This is a genomic window from Tractidigestivibacter montrealensis (genome assembly GCF_024741235.1).
GTDB lineage: Bacteria > Actinomycetota > Coriobacteriia > Coriobacteriales > Atopobiaceae > Tractidigestivibacter > Tractidigestivibacter montrealensis.
The window spans coordinates 102,789-118,297 of the sequence record NZ_JANSKA010000006.1 but is presented as its reverse complement, the minus strand read 5'-3'; the positions used below and the strand labels follow the sequence as shown (position 1 = coordinate 118,297).

The 15,509-nt window shown below is 63.8% G+C and carries 14 protein-coding genes; 5 read left to right on the top strand and 9 right to left on the bottom strand.

Annotated elements, in window-relative coordinates; all coding sequences use genetic code 11:
- Nucleotides 1-194: 194 nt before the first annotated feature.
- The 3 genes from NVS32_RS09375 (at nucleotide 195) to NVS32_RS09365 (ending at nucleotide 3,815) form a co-directional block, all read left to right on the top strand.
- The gene (locus tag NVS32_RS09375; RefSeq protein ID WP_258499581.1) at nucleotides 195-752 is read left to right on the top strand and encodes a hypothetical protein; all 558 of its coding nucleotides are present in this window, start codon (nucleotides 195-197) and stop codon (nucleotides 750-752) included.
- Nucleotides 749-1,777, top strand: a complete 1,029-nt coding sequence (locus tag NVS32_RS09370) for a hypothetical protein (RefSeq protein WP_258499580.1) — start codon at nucleotides 749-751, stop codon at nucleotides 1,775-1,777. The genes NVS32_RS09375 and NVS32_RS09370 overlap by 4 nt, the downstream gene beginning before the upstream one ends.
- A 658-nt stretch (nucleotides 1,778-2,435) precedes the next feature.
- Nucleotides 2,436-3,815 carry an 8-oxoguanine deaminase gene (locus tag NVS32_RS09365; protein WP_258499578.1) on the top strand — a complete coding sequence of 460 codons (1,380 nt, stop codon included), beginning with the start codon at nucleotides 2,436-2,438 and terminating at the stop codon, nucleotides 3,813-3,815.
- Nucleotides 3,816-3,837: 22 nt separating this feature from the next.
- Here NVS32_RS09365 and NVS32_RS09360 read toward each other — a convergent pair whose 3' ends face one another.
- From NVS32_RS09360 to NVS32_RS09350, 3 genes are all read right to left on the bottom strand, one after another.
- Complete coding sequence (locus tag NVS32_RS09360; RefSeq protein WP_258499577.1) at nucleotides 3,838-5,043, bottom strand: iron-containing alcohol dehydrogenase; 1,206 nt, start codon at nucleotides 5,041-5,043, stop codon at nucleotides 3,838-3,840.
- 74 nt (nucleotides 5,044-5,117) lie between these two features.
- Nucleotides 5,118-5,270: a nitrous oxide-stimulated promoter family protein gene (locus NVS32_RS09355; RefSeq protein WP_258499576.1), complete on the bottom strand. Its 153-nt coding sequence runs from the start codon at nucleotides 5,268-5,270 to the stop codon at nucleotides 5,118-5,120.
- Nucleotides 5,271-5,730: 460 nt separating this feature from the next.
- Nucleotides 5,731-6,306, bottom strand: coding sequence for a DUF5714 domain-containing protein (locus tag NVS32_RS09350; RefSeq protein WP_258499575.1), 576 nt, complete (start codon nucleotides 6,304-6,306; stop codon nucleotides 5,731-5,733).
- A gap of 155 nt (nucleotides 6,307-6,461) precedes the next feature.
- Between NVS32_RS09350 and NVS32_RS09345 the strand changes: the two genes are divergently transcribed.
- Nucleotides 6,462-7,709 (top strand): MFS transporter, encoded by a 1,248-nt coding sequence (locus NVS32_RS09345; protein ID WP_258499574.1) that lies wholly within the window; start codon nucleotides 6,462-6,464, stop codon nucleotides 7,707-7,709.
- 24 nt (nucleotides 7,710-7,733) lie between these two features.
- Here the strand turns inward: NVS32_RS09345 and NVS32_RS09340 are convergent, their stop codons facing one another.
- On the bottom strand, nucleotides 7,734-8,081 hold the full coding sequence (locus NVS32_RS09340) for an alpha/beta hydrolase (RefSeq protein ID WP_258499573.1): 348 nt from the start codon (nucleotides 8,079-8,081) through the stop codon (nucleotides 7,734-7,736).
- Entirely contained in the window at nucleotides 8,014-8,490 is a 477-nt protein-coding gene (locus NVS32_RS09335; protein WP_258499572.1) for an alpha/beta hydrolase, read from the bottom strand. Before NVS32_RS09335 ends, NVS32_RS09340 begins: the two co-directional genes overlap by 68 nt.
- A 224-nt stretch (nucleotides 8,491-8,714) precedes the next feature.
- Here NVS32_RS09335 and NVS32_RS09330 point away from each other — a divergent pair, with 224 nt between their 5' ends.
- A complete protein-coding gene (locus tag NVS32_RS09330) occupies nucleotides 8,715-8,918 on the top strand; it encodes a hypothetical protein (RefSeq protein ID WP_258499571.1) in 204 nt (67 codons plus the stop codon).
- Between the two features lie 42 nt (nucleotides 8,919-8,960).
- Here NVS32_RS09330 and NVS32_RS09325 read toward each other — a convergent pair whose 3' ends face one another.
- The 4 genes from NVS32_RS09325 to NVS32_RS09310 all read right to left on the bottom strand — a co-directional run bounded on the left by NVS32_RS09325 (nucleotide 8,961) and on the right by NVS32_RS09310 (nucleotide 15,382).
- Nucleotides 8,961-10,019: a ribonucleotide-diphosphate reductase subunit beta gene (locus tag NVS32_RS09325; RefSeq protein WP_117651697.1), complete on the bottom strand. Its 1,059-nt coding sequence runs from the start codon at nucleotides 10,017-10,019 to the stop codon at nucleotides 8,961-8,963.
- Nucleotides 10,020-10,061: 42 nt separating this feature from the next.
- Nucleotides 10,062-12,638, bottom strand: coding sequence for a ribonucleoside-diphosphate reductase subunit alpha (locus NVS32_RS09320; protein ID WP_258499570.1), 2,577 nt, complete (start codon nucleotides 12,636-12,638; stop codon nucleotides 10,062-10,064).
- A gap of 697 nt (nucleotides 12,639-13,335) precedes the next feature.
- Nucleotides 13,336-13,764, bottom strand: coding sequence for a hypothetical protein (locus NVS32_RS09315; protein ID WP_258499568.1), 429 nt, complete (start codon nucleotides 13,762-13,764; stop codon nucleotides 13,336-13,338).
- A 64-nt stretch (nucleotides 13,765-13,828) separates the two neighbouring features.
- Nucleotides 13,829-15,382, bottom strand: a complete 1,554-nt coding sequence (locus tag NVS32_RS09310; protein WP_258499567.1) for a DUF438 domain-containing protein — start codon at nucleotides 15,380-15,382, stop codon at nucleotides 13,829-13,831.
- Nucleotides 15,383-15,509: the final 127 nt, after the last annotated feature.

The following is a 15,509-nucleotide window of genomic DNA, read 5'->3' as shown; positions in this document are numbered from 1 at the left end:
GTTGGAATATCACGCCGTCCCTGAGGAGTGCCCATCGTGCGGAGAATCGTTGCGGGCCGGAGAGTGCATGCCTCCCATGAGCGAGGAGGAACTTTCGGCACGATGCGAAGGGTTTGCCTCCACCGGCTGTCCCAAGTGCGGTGGCAAGAACGTCTCTTGTATCACGGGTAGCTGGGATTGAGGAGGCGGTTGGCGTGGCGGAGGATGACGTGCGCGATGGCGAGACTTGGCACCAGTTTGGCTTCCCCGAGCCCGAGCGCGAGGAGTACCTGGCGTCGCAGGCTGAGAGACCCACGGAGGTTGGTCCGGCAGACAGGCGGATGCTGCTTGAGGGGTTCGACTTTCTCACGTTGGTCTCACACTCGTTTTTCCGTATTGGCGAGCGCCCGGTCGTCGTGATCTGGAAGCGGAACGGGGCCGTGGACGTGATTGTCCGAAGCGCCGATTGCACGGTTGACCAGCGCCGGACTCTTAAGGGCGCGGCTGCCGAGAAGCTCTTGTCTGCGGTTCTGGCAACCCATGCGGACACCTGGACGGAGCCGTTTGAGCCCAAGGATCCCGTGCTTGATGGCAATAGCTGGAGCATGACGGTCTATGCGGGAAGCAGGTACTTCGAGTGCTGTGGGAGCAACGCCGTGCCGCGCGAGGTGGTCGAGCTCCTGCGCGCTGTTGCGGATGCGGGGCTGCCGCTTGCGTGGGATGGGGAAGAGATCGCGTTTGCGTGCGCTAACGAGGAGGGTGACCACGAATGACGAGCGTAGGCGGCAATGCGGACAGGGGCATTGAGGTCGTTGCGTCGGACGTGCAGGCGGTTCGTGGGTCTGCTGCGTGGTGCGCCACCATGCAGGTCTGCTGGGACAACATGATGGAAACGCTCTGCGACGGCGGTCCGCTGAACCCGCTTGGAGGTACAAGCGAGCTGGTCAGGGCACTCAATGCCAGCAGGCTTGGGAGGGGTGCGCTGCCCAAAGATCACTTCTATGCGTATTCCGGACCAAAGAACAATCGGGCGAGAAGAGAGATAGAAACCGAGGTCAGGCGCCGCTTTGGCCAATCGAGCGAGGTTCTCGACCAGCTCGACTGGTCGGAGCCTTCTCCGGGCATGACCTCGCTCCTCTTCTATTGCATGCTGTACCGCAAGTTCTCGTTTCTTGTGCCGTTTGGAGTCTGCGAAGAGGAGTCTTGGGGAGACGGAGACACATGTGTCACCTTCTTTGAGGCGTACGACCCGGATCAACGCCTTAGCCGCAAGATGAGGCAGCAGGTGAAACCCCTTTACTACAAGGACAGGCAGCATCACGCGGTGAGTCTACAGACCAAGGAGGGTGACAGCGTCGTGCTTGTTCGTTCGCCGCAGGGAGGGTCCTTCTCGGAGATGTGGGCAAACACGCTTGAACAGGCAAAACGCGCCGGCAGCACCCAGACTCGTCCCCTCGATGACCATGATTCCTTCATGTGCCCCAATCTCTCTCTGAAGCTGTCGAAGGAGTTCCACGAGATAGAGGGGCTGGAGTTTCTCGATGCCAAGGGTCAGGAGTGCATCATTGACCGGGCACTCCAGACCATTGGGCTGAGCCTCGACAACGAGGGTGGCGAGGTCAAAAGCGAGGCTGCGATCTCCGTTTGCGACGGTGCCCTGCCGGACTTCTCGCACATCAGGACCTTTGACTACGATGGAAGGTTCGCGCTCTTTCTGGTTGCCGGGGAGGCACGTGCGGACTCTCGGCCCTACCTCGCGCTTCTTGTCGATGACATTCGGCTGTTCCAGCAGCGCTAGGAATTCCAGCGGGCTGCGAGTCCGCTGCGCCCCGCGTTGTGCCCCCATGTCCGGTGCCCCCGCGGAGAACAGCTCTCTTTCTTAAAAGGCAATCGCATTTGCCCAGTTGGACGAAACCGGGTTTAAGAAAGAGAGCTGTTCTCCGCGGGGGCATTTCGCGTGGGTCGATGGGATGCCGCAGTGGCAAAGTTTTTCTGTCCGGGAGGGTTGGCACACGTGTTTTTGGGAGCCCGTTTCGTTGATTTATAGCCAGTCGCGGCCGCCCCGTGCACAAAAATCGACATTGACGGCCCTTTTTTGGCGAATCGCCGAGTACGATGGCTCTAACTTTTTACGGAGCCGCAGGTAGGGAAATGGCATCTCTGGGGTGATACTAGGCGGAACCTCGAAATTGGGCCGTCAATGTCGATTTTTGTGCAATGCTCCTCGGGAGCGCGGGCATGCGAGCCTCTCTATGTTGCAGTTGCAACAGAACCCGTCGCGCGAAGGTCGCGCCCGCGCGCTACAATCCCCTCAAAGCAACAAGCGGATGGGATTCCGGCGGCCCTCGGCCGAGCATGTGGCACCCCCCATCGCCTTGGCAACGTCCCGGCAGCACGCCGGGCGTTGGCTGGGCGCATGGGCGCCCAGTTGGTCTCTTTGGACGAGAGGAACTGGAATGGGAACGCTGCTTGTAAAGAATGCCGACACCATTGTTACCTGCGACGATGCGGTCCGCGTGTTCACCCACGCGGACCTTCTCGCAACAGATGGCGTCATCACCTACGTGGGCCCCACCGGCGCGAACGTCGCTGCGGCGCCGTCCGTCGCCGACGAGGTCATCGACGCGCGCGGCAAGGTCGTCTACCCCGGCCTCGTGAACACGCACCACCACTTCTACCAGATCTTCACGCGCAACTACCCCGAGGTCCAGAACCTCGAGCTGTTCCCCTGGCTCACCACGCTCTACGAGTACTGGAAGAACATCGACCCCGAGGTCATGCGCTACGCCACCTACTCCGCCCTCGGCGAGCTGGTGAAGGGCGGCTGCACCACCTGCTTCGACCACCACTACGTGTTCCCCAACGGCGTGGACGGCCTCATGGAGGCGGAGTTCGACGCGGCCTCGCAGATCGGCGCGCGCATGATCGTCTCACGCGGGTCGATGTCGCTCAGCAAGAAGGACGGCGGCCTGCCACCCGACTCCGTGGTTCAGAGCGTGGACGCCATTCTCGCCGACTCCCAGCGCACGGTCGAGAAGTTCCACGATCCGGCGCCCTTCTCGATGCGACAGGTGGTGCTGGCGCCGTGCTCGCCGTTCTCCGTGACCAAGGACCTGCTGGTAGAGTCCGCCAAGTTGGGCCGCTCGCTGGGCGTGCGCCTGCACACCCACCTGTGCGAGACCCTGGACGAGGAGCGCTTCACCATCGAGGCAACGGGCATGCGCCCTCTGGCGTACATGGAGTCCGTCGGCTGGGTGGGCCCCGACGTGTGGTTTGCGCATGGCATCCACTTTAACGATGACGAGCTGCGCGTCCTTGCGCAGACGGGTACGGGCGTGGCGCACTGCCCCATATCAAATATGAAGCTGTCCTCGGGCGTTGCGCACGTGGGCGATATGCTCAGGCTGGGGATCCCCGTGGGGCTGGGGGTCGACGGCTCGGCAAGCAACGACGGCTCCAGCCTGCTGGAGGAGATGCGCGTGGGCTTCCTGCTCCACCGCCTCAACGAGAGTTACAACGCGCCCACCGGCTACGACATGCTCAAGATTGCCACGCGCGGGGGAGCGCGGGTGCTTGGCCGCCCGGAGATCGGGCAGCTGGCCAGCGGCAAGGCGGCGGACCTCTTCATGATCGACGCCAACCGGCTGGAGCTCACGGGTGCGATGAAGGACCCCAAGGCTGTGCTGGCCGTGGTGGGCTGGCGCGGGCCGGTGGACCGCACCGTTGTTGCCGGCAGGACCGTCATGCAGGGCGGACACCTTGTGGGCATCGACGAGGAGCGCGCGGCCGCCGAGGCAGACGCCTGCTGGCGTCGGTTTGTCGAGAAGAACGCGTAGGGTCCGGCCGCGTCCGGCGCCGCTAGAACGCCGAGAGGTAGATTGCGCGCGCGTCGTCCATGGTCAGCGGCCTAAGTTCGCCAAAGCGCTCGCCCTTGTTCTGGCGCAGGGTCTCCAGCCAGCCGTCGACCTCCTCCGGCGCAAGGCCAAGGTCGGCGAGCGTCCGCGGCATGCCCAGGCCAACGAAGAAACGCTGCAGCTCGTCGATGGCGTAGGTGATGGCGTCTTCGGTGGCCTCGTCCGTCTCGTCCACCGGCTCCACGTCAAAGACGCCCCGCGCAAATGCCAGGAAGCGCTCTGGGTTCGAGCGCCAGACGTAGCGCATCCAGGCGGGGAGAATAACGGCCAGGCCAGCGCCGTGCGTGACCTCGGGGCGGTGCGCAGAGATCTCGTGCTCCAGGCCGTGGCTCTCCCAGCCGCCGGCGCGCTTCTCCGGCGCGGATGCGCGGCCGCACCCGCAGAGGTCGTTGTGGGCAAGCGTGCCAGACCACATGATGGTGGCGCGGGCGTCGTAGTCGTCGGGCTTCTCAGCCACGGTGTTCGCCGCGTCGATCACCGCGCGAATGATGCCGCACGCGATGTTGTCCGTCACGGGGACGGGGCCGGCTGAGCTGAAGAAGCGCTCGCAGATGTGGCAGATGATGTCCACCGCGCCGGCTGCCGTCTGGTACTGCGGCAGCGTGAAGGTGACCTCGGGGTCGAGGATTGCCACGCGCGGACGGAAGACGTCGCCGTTGACGCCGCGCTTGAGGTTGAGCGCGTCGTTGCTGATGACGCAGGAGGCTGAGGCCTCGGAGCCCGCGGCGGGAATGGTGAGCACGCACGCAACGGGCAGGCACGCGCCGATGCTTGCCTTCTTCGAGAAGAAGTCCCAAACGTCGCCCTGGTGGGGCGTGCCAAACGCGATGGCCTTGGAGCAGTCGATCACCGAGCCGCCGCCAACGGCCAAGACGAGGTCGACCTTCTCGGCGCGCGCAAGCTCGATGCCCTTGCGCACCAGGCCAACCTCGGGGTTGGGGCGCACGCCGGGGAGCTCCACGTGGGCGACGCCGGCGGCCTCGAGCGAGGAGGTCACGCGGGCGAGAAGCCCTGTGCGTACCACGGAGCCGCCGCCGTACACCAGAAGGACGCGCTTGGCCCCAAGTGCGGCGACCTCCTCGCCAACCTTGTCGGCATAGCCGCGGCCAAACACAAAGCGTGTGGGGGACTGGAAAATGAAGTCGTTCATGATTCGCCTTCCGCTGGCGGGGTGCTGGCCCCGGGTGTTTTTTCGTTGAGCCCATTATGGACGAGTGACGGCGGTTACTTGGCGGGTTGCGGCTTTCTCTGCCATGGCGGCGAGGTGACGAGGTGCCTGACCGCGAGCGTGGGATGCACGAAGAGCATGCGCGGGCCTGCCCAGCGTATGACCACGCGGATGCGCTTGCGCTTCTCGACTACGTCTACCTGTTGCATCTGCGGTCCTTTCGCTGCGGCGTCGTGCGGAGCGTCCCGGCTCTCCTGGATAAGTTAAATACAGTTTACTTTAGACGATACAGCCACAATGGCCCTTGCACTTATCGATTTTGGTCGTAGAAACGGCAGCAGGGGCATGTTCGTCGCATAAAAGTGCCCTATCGGACGGGGAATCGAGAGTTTGTGCACAAAAGTGTTCTATCGGACGGTGCCTTTGACGCCGCGACATCAAAGCATTAACTACGATTGCATGAACATGCATATTTATTTTAAAACATACTAAAAGATGCAAGCGTAGTTGCTTACTTGATATTATCTCTGAGGCACCGCCGTCCGATAGCACCTTGTTATGCAGAGATGCCAAGATCTCCGTCCGATAGAGCGTTTTTGTGCGCTGGAGACGGAACATCTCGTCCACCTTGGTAATGGCAGACAGGGCTTGGTCGCTTCGTGCCCGCGCTTACCCTCTGCTTGCAGGGAAGAACGGGCATCGCTCGCCCAGGCACTGGGCGTTCTGCGGGTGGAACTCGCAGTGGATGTCGTCCTTTTCGAGGCGTATGCCAAAGCGCTCGCGGATGTAGTCGACGGCGGTTTCCAGCGAGATGTACGCATCGCGCTTGCAGCACCGCGGCCCGCCAATGCGCGAGAGCGCCTCGAGTGCGCGGGACGTGTAGGCCATGTGGCTGCCCCACGAGTCGTCGCTCGTGAGCGGGCCGGTCGTCTCCAGAATTGAGAGTGCAGCTCCCACAGATGCCGTGGCACCGCACACGCCCCAACGGCCGCACATGGCGCCGGGCATCTGCAGGCCGCGCGACATGAGCTCGTTGAGCGCCGCGGGAAGGTCAACGTTACCGCCGGCGTTGTGGTATGCGGTGAGCACGGCCGCGCCGTCAAGAACGTGGTGCTCGGGCCCATGCATGCGGACGAAGTCCCTGCACGCGACGTTGCGGAAGATCTCGTAGGGGCTGGTGCTCTTCTCGCCTAGGCAGGCGCCGACGATCATTTGTCCGCGTTCCTCAAGTGTGAGCTCGTCCATGTGCCTCCAAACGTAACGGTGACAAACGGCTTTATGGTACCCCCGTGGCAGCGGTGCGCACCACCTTGTGCGAGTGACGGTCCCTAGACACCCTCGCGCTCGCGTGCTATAGTCCAGCCCCATTTTCGTTCTGGCGAGAAGGACGGAGCCTCGACGTGGATAACCAGGAAACCAAGGGCCCTCAGGCTGCCGTGCGCCCTAACCCCGCGTGGCGGCGCCGCTACTACACCATCCTTGCGGGTCAGGCCGTCTCGCAGGTGGGGAGCTCAGCGGTACAGTTTGCGCTGGTCTGGTTCCTTGCGCAGGAAACGGCGTCGCCCGCCGCGATGGGACTTGCGGGCCTCGCGGCGTTCCTGCCCGGCGCGATTCTCTCGCCTGCGGCCGGCATCGCGGCAGACCGCCACAACCGAAAGCGCGTCTGCATTGCGGCGGACCTTGCCGCGGGCATCATGGCGACGGCGTTTGCGCTGGCAATGGGCTCGTGGGGCGTCTCGGTCGCCGCGGTGATCGCGCTTCTCGCCGCCCGTGCGGCAGCGACCTCGTTCCAGGCTCCCGCGATGCAGGCGATGGTACCGCAGATCGTGCCCCCCGAGTCCCTTGTTGAGGCCGGCGGCATGGCGCAGGCCATAAGCAGCGCCTCCTATATCCTTGGCCCCGTTGTTGGCGGCGCGCTCTTTGCGGCGTTCCCGCTGGCGCTCATCCTGGTGACGGACCTCGTTGGCGCGGTGGTCGCCGCCGTCACGCTGGGCATTGTTCCCGTGCCTGACCACCGTGCGGAGGGGGAGCGCCCCAAGCTCCACCCCGTCCGCGAGCTTCGCGATGGCCTCTCGGTCTTCTGGGAGGACCGCGTGCTCACGCAGGTCATAGTCTCCCTTCTCGTGTTCATGGTGTTCTTCATGCCGCTCTCGTCCTTCTATCCGCTCATGACCAGCGACTATTTTGGGCTTGGGGCCTTCGAGGGGAGCCTCGTTGAGATGAGCTGGGCGCTGGGGATGCTGGTGGCGGGCATTGCGGTTGCGAAGGCCAACCTCAAGAACGAAGTTCGCGCGTCCTTCTGGGCGACGGTGGCGCTGGGCGCGACCTGCCTTGCCTCGGGGCTGCTGCCCCGGAGCTTTGGCGGCTGGGTGGCGTTTGTTGTTCTCTGCGGCGCGATGGGGGCAACCGCGACCTGCTACGACGTGCCAATCGTGGCGTACATGCAGAAGAGCATCGCGCCCGAGAAGCTTGGCAGGGCCTTCTCGGCGTTCCAGATCGTCTCGATGATCTCGACGCCCATTGGCCTTGCCGTGGCTTCGCCCGTTGCGGAGGTCCTTGGCGTGAGCGCGTGGTTTGGCATCAGCGGCGTGGCGATTGTGCTGCTCGGCGCCGTGATGCTGGTGCTGGAGGGTCGGGCGCGGCGGTAGGGGAGACAAGCGCCCTGCTTGGCCCTACTCGCTCTGCGTGAACGCGGCCACGGCGTTTGCGGTGAGCTCCTGCTGCTCCTCGACGCTTATCGTGGCAACTCCGTCGCCGTCCTGCGCGCCGTAGTCGCCAAACTGCGCATGGTTGCCGCCCTCGATCACAAGCTCCGCGTAGTCGTCCGGCCGCAGGTCCGCGTGGGATTGCAGCTTGTCTGTCTCGCCGTCCTCAGAGCCGTAGACGCTCAGCATCCTAAAGCCCGACGCGCGCAGGCTCTTGGTGGGGTACGCGGCGAGAACCACCAGCCCGTCAAGCTCTCTGGTGTGGTCGGCGGCGTAGACGGCGGCCATCGCGCCACCAAGGGAGTGACCGCCCACGTACCAGTGGCTGTAGTGGTACTCGCCACTGCCAATGATGGAGTCCGCGGCGTTCAATGTCGAGAAACGCAAAGTTGAGCGGCATGCGCACGAGAAACACGTCCGTTCCCTTCTCGGCGATGCTTTCTAGCTGGGCTGCGTAGGCCTCGCACTGGACCTTGCCGCCGGGATAGAACACCAGCGCGTCCTCTGTGCCAGGCCCATCAAAGAGGTAACCGTTTGCGGTTGCTGTCACGCGGACGGAGTCGCTGCCTGCGAGCGCAGCCTCCGCACGCGCAGTCGCTCGAGAGTAGGTGCTTGCGTAGGCGAGAAAGGCGACCACTACGATCGCGAGCGCCGCGAGCAGTCCCAGCGCTACGCGACGGAGCCTGACGTGCGTCTTTGCCTTTGCGTGGTCCTCGTTTGGCATGGGTCTCCTCTGCTTGATTTGCTGCTCCCATGGTAACGGAGCACGCGCGCTGCGCCCCCTCGCGCGTGGAGCCGCCGTGGAATTGTGGGCTGCGGTATAGCGTTTGTCTCGTGCGGATAGAATGGCTCCGGTCACTTCGAGAAGGGAAATACATGGCGGAGCAGGAAGTCGGACCGATTGGCTCGTCGAGCAGCAAGGTCGCTAACTAGAAGATTCTGGCGCTGGTGCCCGAGGAGAGCGTGAAGCGGATTCCGTTCTTCGTGCGCAAGCACGCACTGAGCAAGACGTTCGAGAAGATCGAGCTTGAGCACCCGGACCTCTACGCCGTCGCGGCGCAGGAGGGCGAGCTGCCGGCTGACGCGCGCGAGCAGCTGAGCCAGATCGTGAACGGGATCTTCGAGCAGAAGCTGAAGAAGCACAACCTATAGGCGGCGTGCTGCGACGGCGGTGCCGCGCAAGCGGCCGCGCCACTACAGGTCGTCCACCAGGGCCGTTGACTTTGCGTACGCGGTCGAGCGCGCCTCGAAGAAGTCCGTCTTCACCATGTTGGCGTTGCTGTACTGCGAGACCCAGGCCATGTCTGCCGGTTCCTCGGCAAACTCCGGGTAGAGCTGCCCCATCCCCAGCGAGCTCCAGCGAAGGTTACCCAGGTAGTGGATGTAGTCGCTCACCTGCTGTCCCGTGAGGCCGGGAATCTCGTTGCCAATCACGTACTGGCCCCACGCGACCTCCTGGCGAACGCCCTCCTCGAGCATCTGCCGCAGGTCGTCGACCGCCTTGGACGAGAAGAGCTGCGGTTCCTCTCGCTGGAGCTCCAAGATCATGTTGCGGAACAGCCACAGGTGTGTGTTCTCGTCGCGGTTGATGTAGCGGATCTCCTGCGCGCTTCCGGGCATCTTGCCGTTGCGAGCTAGGTTGTAGAAGAACATGAACCCCGAGTAGAAGTACACACCCTCAAGGATGAAGTTCGCCATCATCACGCGCAGGAGGGTCGGCGCGTCCTGGCGCTCCTGGAACTCGTTGTAGAGGTTGCCGATGAACGTGTTTCTCGCCAGCAGGTGCTCGTCGGTCTTCCACTGGTAGAGGATGTCGTTGCGTTGCTCGGGACTGCAGATGGTGTCAAGCATGTACGAGTAGCTCTGCGAGTGCACGCACTCCTGGAAGGTCTGGATGTGCAGGCACAGGTTGACCTCGTTTGCCGTGATGAACTCGCCAATGCTGGGCAGGTTGGCCGTTTGCAGCGAGTCCAGGAAGACGAGAAACGAGAGGATCTTGTCATACGCGGTGCGCTCGGCGGGCAGGAGGTTGGGGTAGTCCTTCACGTCCTGCGAGAGGTTGATCTCTTCGGGGATCCAAAAGTTGTTCATGGCCTGGCGGTACCAGTCTGTGGTCCAGGCGTACTTCACGTTGTTGAAGTCGTTGAGGTTGGTGGTGTTGCCACCAATGAGGCGCCGTGCGCGCACGTCGGTGTCGCCGTTGGGGTTGAAGAGCGCCTTGGGCGAGAGGCGCGTGCCAAGTTCCTGCTGCATGGGCTTCCTTTCGTGTGTCTGTGGGCAGTGGGTTGCGGGCCGCTAGCTGGAGCAGCTCTCGCACTCCTCTACCTCGAGCGATTTGCTGCGCACGTAGTAGACGGTCTTGACGCCGTCGCGCCAGGCCTCGAGGTAGAGGTCGAGCACCTGCCGCATGGTGTACTCGTTGGTGATGTAGAGGTTCACGGACTGCGCCTGGTCGATGTGGCGCTGTCGCACACCCGCGGCGCGCATGCTCCACGTCTGATCGATCATGTGCGCCGGCTTGTAGTACCACCAGGTCTTGGGCGAGAGCTCGGGCGCCACGCGCGGCAGCATGGAGCCCTTCTTCTCCTCGAGGAAGAACTTGCGCATCACGGGGTCGAGCCCGGCCGTGGTGCCGGCAACGATTGAGGTCGAGCTGGTGGGGGCCACGGCGAGCAGGTACGCGTTGCGCATTCCGCAGGCGGCAACGCGCGCGGCGAGCTCGCGCCACGCTGGCGACGTGTAGCCGCGCTTCTCGAAGTATGCTCCTGTCTGCCAGTCCGAGCCATCGAACTTCTCGTACGCGCCGCGCTCCTCGGCCAGCTGGCAGGAAGCCTCGATGGCGTGGCAGTTGATGCGCTCGAAGACGTCATCGGCAAAGTGCAGGTGCTCCTCGCTCTCCCACATGATGCCGCGCTTGGCCAGCATGTGGTGGTAGCCCGAGACGCCCAGGCCAACCGAGCGGTAGCGCCTGTTGGTGACCTTGGCATAGGGGAGGGCGTAGAAGTTGAGGTCGATCACGTTGTCAAGGGCACGCACGACAGTCTGTACGGTGCGAGCAAGGCGGGCGTCGTCCTCGACGGGCAGGCGGCCCAGCGAGAGGCTTGCGAGGTTGCACACCACAAAGTCGCCGGGGCGTGTGGTGGTCACCACTACGGTGTCGCCGTCCTTGGTCACGACCTCCTGCGAGACGCTCTGGATCTCGCTCGTGTTCTGGGCAATCTCGGTGCAGAGGTTTGAGCAGTAGATCATCCCTGCGTGCGGGTTGGGGTTAGCGCGGTTCACGGTGTCGCGCATGAACGCGAACGGCGTGCCCGTCTCGACGGCGCTGCGCAGCACTAGGCGCACGACGTCCTTCACGGTGACGGTGCGCTTGGGGATGCGCGGGTCGGCAACGCACTCGAGGTAGCGACGCTCCCACTCCTCGCCAAAGTAGTCCTCCAGCGCGTAGCCCTTCACCGTGAGGATGTCGTGGGGGCACATGAGGTGCCAGGCCTGGTCGAGGTCCTGCTCGGCCATGCGCCAGAAGAGGTCTGGGTAGCAGACGGCCGGGAAGACGTCGTGCGCCTTCATGCGGTCATCGCCGTTGTTGGTGCGTAGCTGCAGGAACTCCGGCAGGTCGCGGTGCCAGGCGTCCAGGTAGACGGCCACGGCGCCTGCGCGCACGCCGAGCTGGTCCACGGCCACAGCGGTGTCGTTGATCACGCGGATCCAGCGCACCACGCCGCCCGCCGCACCCTCGAAGCCGCGGATGCTTCCTCCCTTGGCGCGGACTTTTCCGAGGTACATGCCCATACCGCCGCCAAACTTCGAGACCATGGCAAAGTTGTCCACGCTACGGTAGATGCCCTCGAGGCTGTCGGGGACGGTGTCGATGAAGCAGCTCGAGAGCTGGTGGTGCGGCTTGCGCGCGTTCGACATGGTGGGCGTGGCCATGGTGACCTCGAGCTGGCTGAGCATGTCGTAGAAGCGGTGTACCCACTCCATGCGTGCCTCCGGGCGTTCGCGCAGGGCGAGGTGCAGCGCGATGCCCATGAACATCTCCTGCGGGGACTCCAGGGGCACGTGGTCGTGGCTGCATATCACGTAGCGCTTGAGCAGCAGGTCAAGGCCGGGGTAGTCAAGCAGCTCGTCGCGCGTGCGGTCGAGCCAGGAGGCGGCCTGGCCAATCTCCTCGCGCGAGTAGTTCTCGAGGATGTAGCTGCCGTAGAGGCCCTGGTCGGTGAGGTAGCGGATTTTGTCGTAGAGGCTGGTCAGTCCGCGGGCCTGCTCCTCCTTGGCAAGGCGGCGCTGGGCGACAAAGGAGAGGAGCCGGCCGGCGATGAGGCCCCAGGCGGGAGCCTCTGGCGTCGTGAGCTCGACTGCGGCACGTACCAGCGCATTTTCTCGCTCATTGACGGACATCGAAGCCTTGGCGAAGCCCTGGAACTTGGCTGCGAGCGCAGAGAGGGGGTAGGTGGCGGGGTCGAAGTCGTGCGAGATCTTGGCGAGAACGGCATCCAAGTCGCGGGCGGCGCCGGATGCGCCGGCGGGCTGGCTGGCGCCGGTGCCTGCGGGCTCGGCGAGTGCCAGCGCGCAGATGGCGCGGCGGGTGCCGCGCAGCTCCGCGCGGCGATGGCGGTAGAGGATGTAGGCCTTCGCCGCATCGTAGTGACCGGTTTCCATGAGCGTGCGCTCTACCAGGTCCTGGATCTGCTCGACCTCCGTTGCGCCCGTTGCGACGAGGGCTTGCTCCACTCGTGAGAGGAGCGCCTCCAACGCGGACGCGTCGCTGGCAACGGGGTCTCCCGTCTCGGCGAGTGCTTTGCCGATGGCGCGGGCGATTTTCTGTCTGTCGTAGGCCTCTGTGCGGCCGTCTCGCTTGGTTACCTGCATGTGATCCCCGATCTGCGGCGTAGGAGCCGTGTGTGTGAGTTTGGCGACGGGTGGCGTGCTGGATGCGTGGTGTTCCCGCCTTGGAAGCGGTTAGCCGGCCTGTCCCGCCGTTGGGAACATATGCTATCAGATTAGTGACAATAAATGCCAGTGGTTGTGGTCGGGGTTTCTCACAGCACAAGATGCAGTAGTCAGTGGATGAACGAATAGGATTGGTAAACGTCAGTGCCCTTCCGCGTGTACAAAAATGCTCTATCGTACGGGATTCGGTAGTTTGCTGCACAAAAATGCTCTATCGTACGGTGCCTTCCAGCAACATATATCAATATAGAAACTATACTTGCATAAGCAGGAATATCTTGTAATAAATATACAAAATTATGTAAGGTTAGTTTCAAGTTTGATAATAACTACAAGACAGCGCTGTCCAATATAGCATTTTTATGCAGCGAGGTCGAAACTCCCGTCCGATAGGACCTTTTTATGCGTCAGCCCGGTATCCCGCTTCAACGTAGTCTTTGTGTTTCGCGGAAACCACGCGCCGGATCCCTATTTTCTGTATGCGAGCACTGCGGCGCGTACGCCAGCAGGAGCCAACTCTAGGAGATGCGCGATTCGGCCAGGATGGCTCTTTCACGAAAAACGGCGCCCAGAAACTAGCCTGGGCGCCGTGGCTTTGTGCGTGAGATTCCCTCGGTTAGGCGCGCGCGGCTGCGGCGAGCTGCGCGCCGACCTTCTCGTCATCGCCGGTCTCGAGGGCCGCCAGCGAGCGATAGAGCCAAGAGGTGTCCTCCGGCGAAAGGGTCTCGGCGTTTGCGCTGGCAGCAAAGCCAAACAGCGCGTCGAGAAGCTGCTTGCCGGTAGGGGAGAGGGCCGCGACGTCCGTTCCGACGTGGGCAGGCACCCCGCGGTGGCCGGAGACGTGCTCGACGAAGCCGCGCACCTGCGCGACGCGCTGCTCCAGGTTGGCCTCGGGCTCGGCCACGCTGGCGGCGCTGAGCGCGTCGAGAACCACCTGCGCGGGGGTTCCACAGGGGACAAAGCCAGGCGCGTCGTCCATGGCCGCGGTGATGGTTGCGCCTAGGGCAACGGTGGCCCCGGCAAGCTCGTTCTGGATCTCGTTCATGTGCTACTCCTTTGATCTTACGGTTCGATGTTTTATCTTGTGACGCGCGGAAAACCCGCGACGCCTATGCCTTGAAGTGGTCTCGCGCGAACCCCATGCGCTGGACCACCTCCATGGTGCCAACGTAAGAACCCTCGCGGTCGCGCACGGCCATGTAGCGCACCAGCACGGGCTCGCCCTCCTTCTCCATCCAGATGTCGACGGAGTCCTGCTCACCGCTCTTGAGCGTGGCGATCACATGGCGCACCATCTCCTGGATCTTGGGCGGGTGGCAGCTCCAGACCTCGCGGTCTAGCGCCGAAGACGGGCGCTTGAAGAGCTTCTTCTCGCCGTCGTCGTTCCAGTAGCGGTTGATATCGGTGTCGTCGACGAAGGTAATCTCCAGCGGGATGGTGTTGAGCATTGCGTCGAGCTGGGCGGGGGTCAGGCGGCCGGTGGGCAGCTGCACCGCGCCCGCGGCGTCAGCCTGGTTGTCCGTGCCCTTCTCGGCTGCCGTCGCGCGCTGATGGCAGTACTCCTCACCCGCGCCCCAGGTGCCGGCATCCTCAATGAGGCACAGGTCATAGCCCTTGAGGTCGGCGTACATCTGGAGCCACTCGTCGCCCGAGAAGCTCTGGGCGCACAGGGGCAGCAGGATGTTTGCCTCCTTGTAGACCATCTCGTCAGCGCGGGTGAGGACCTTCTCGGCGCGCTCGCGCCAGGCCGCGTCCTGCTCCTTGGCGCCAAAAAGCGCGTGCAGCTCGGCGCGAATCTCGTCGTCGACGCCCCACATGACGTCGGAGGGACCGGAGTAACCGTGGCGGACCTTGAGGACGGGGTAGAGGAGGTCGCCCTTCTTGGCGTAGTGGACGCCCAGTTGGGAGAGGGTGCGCAGCTCGTCCATGGCGTCGGGGGTGCCCAGCGCGGCGCGCGTGCGGGCGATCTGCTCGGAGATGGCCTGGCTCTCGAGGGAGAACACGTGCATGGGATGGCCGGGGAGGTTGGTGAGGAACCTCGTGTTGAGGTCCCCCGCGCCCTGCGTGAGCGAGCCCATCACCGCCTCCTCGGCATTGGCGATCTTCTCCTCGCGGGTGGCGCCGTGGAACAGCGCGGAGTGGACGTCGCAGAGGCGCTGGACGTCGTCGATCTTCGCGCCGCCCTCAATGAGGCCCTGCTCGGCGCGGGCAATCTCGCCGGCGTCCACGTCGCTGAAGTTCGCGACAAAGTCGGCGCGCACATCCTCGAGCGACTCGCCGGACGAGAGGCGCGCTATGTAGCTCTCGAGGAGCTTGGCGCGGCCGGCCTCGTCGAGGCCCTCGACCTTTGCGCCGAGAGGGACATCTACCTGCTGCTCTGCGCCGGTGTCGAGCCTGGGCGCGACTTCGGCGGCGGGCGAGCCTTCGCCGGCACCCTCGCTCCTGACCGTGAAGCCGGCTGCCTCAAACGCCTTCACGGCGTCGTCTAGAGCGATGCCCTTGATGGAGCACCCACGCGGGACGGTCATCATGCGGCCAACCGTGTTGAGCGCCGCGGGCGTGGCGATGTCCGTAAAGCCTAGGCTCACCATGACCTGGGTGAACTCGGGGAATTCCTGGGCGAGGTCGTGGACGCTCTTGTTGAGGTCAAGCATCTTGCTCATGGTTGCTCCTGGTCTCTTTGCCAGGCCGTCTGGCCTGGTGCGCCGAGCCGCGGGTGGTGGTGTTTTGCGGACTAGCGCCGTTTGTCGGGGCCAGCATATGAGAGTAAGGAGCAGCAAACTGTTGTGG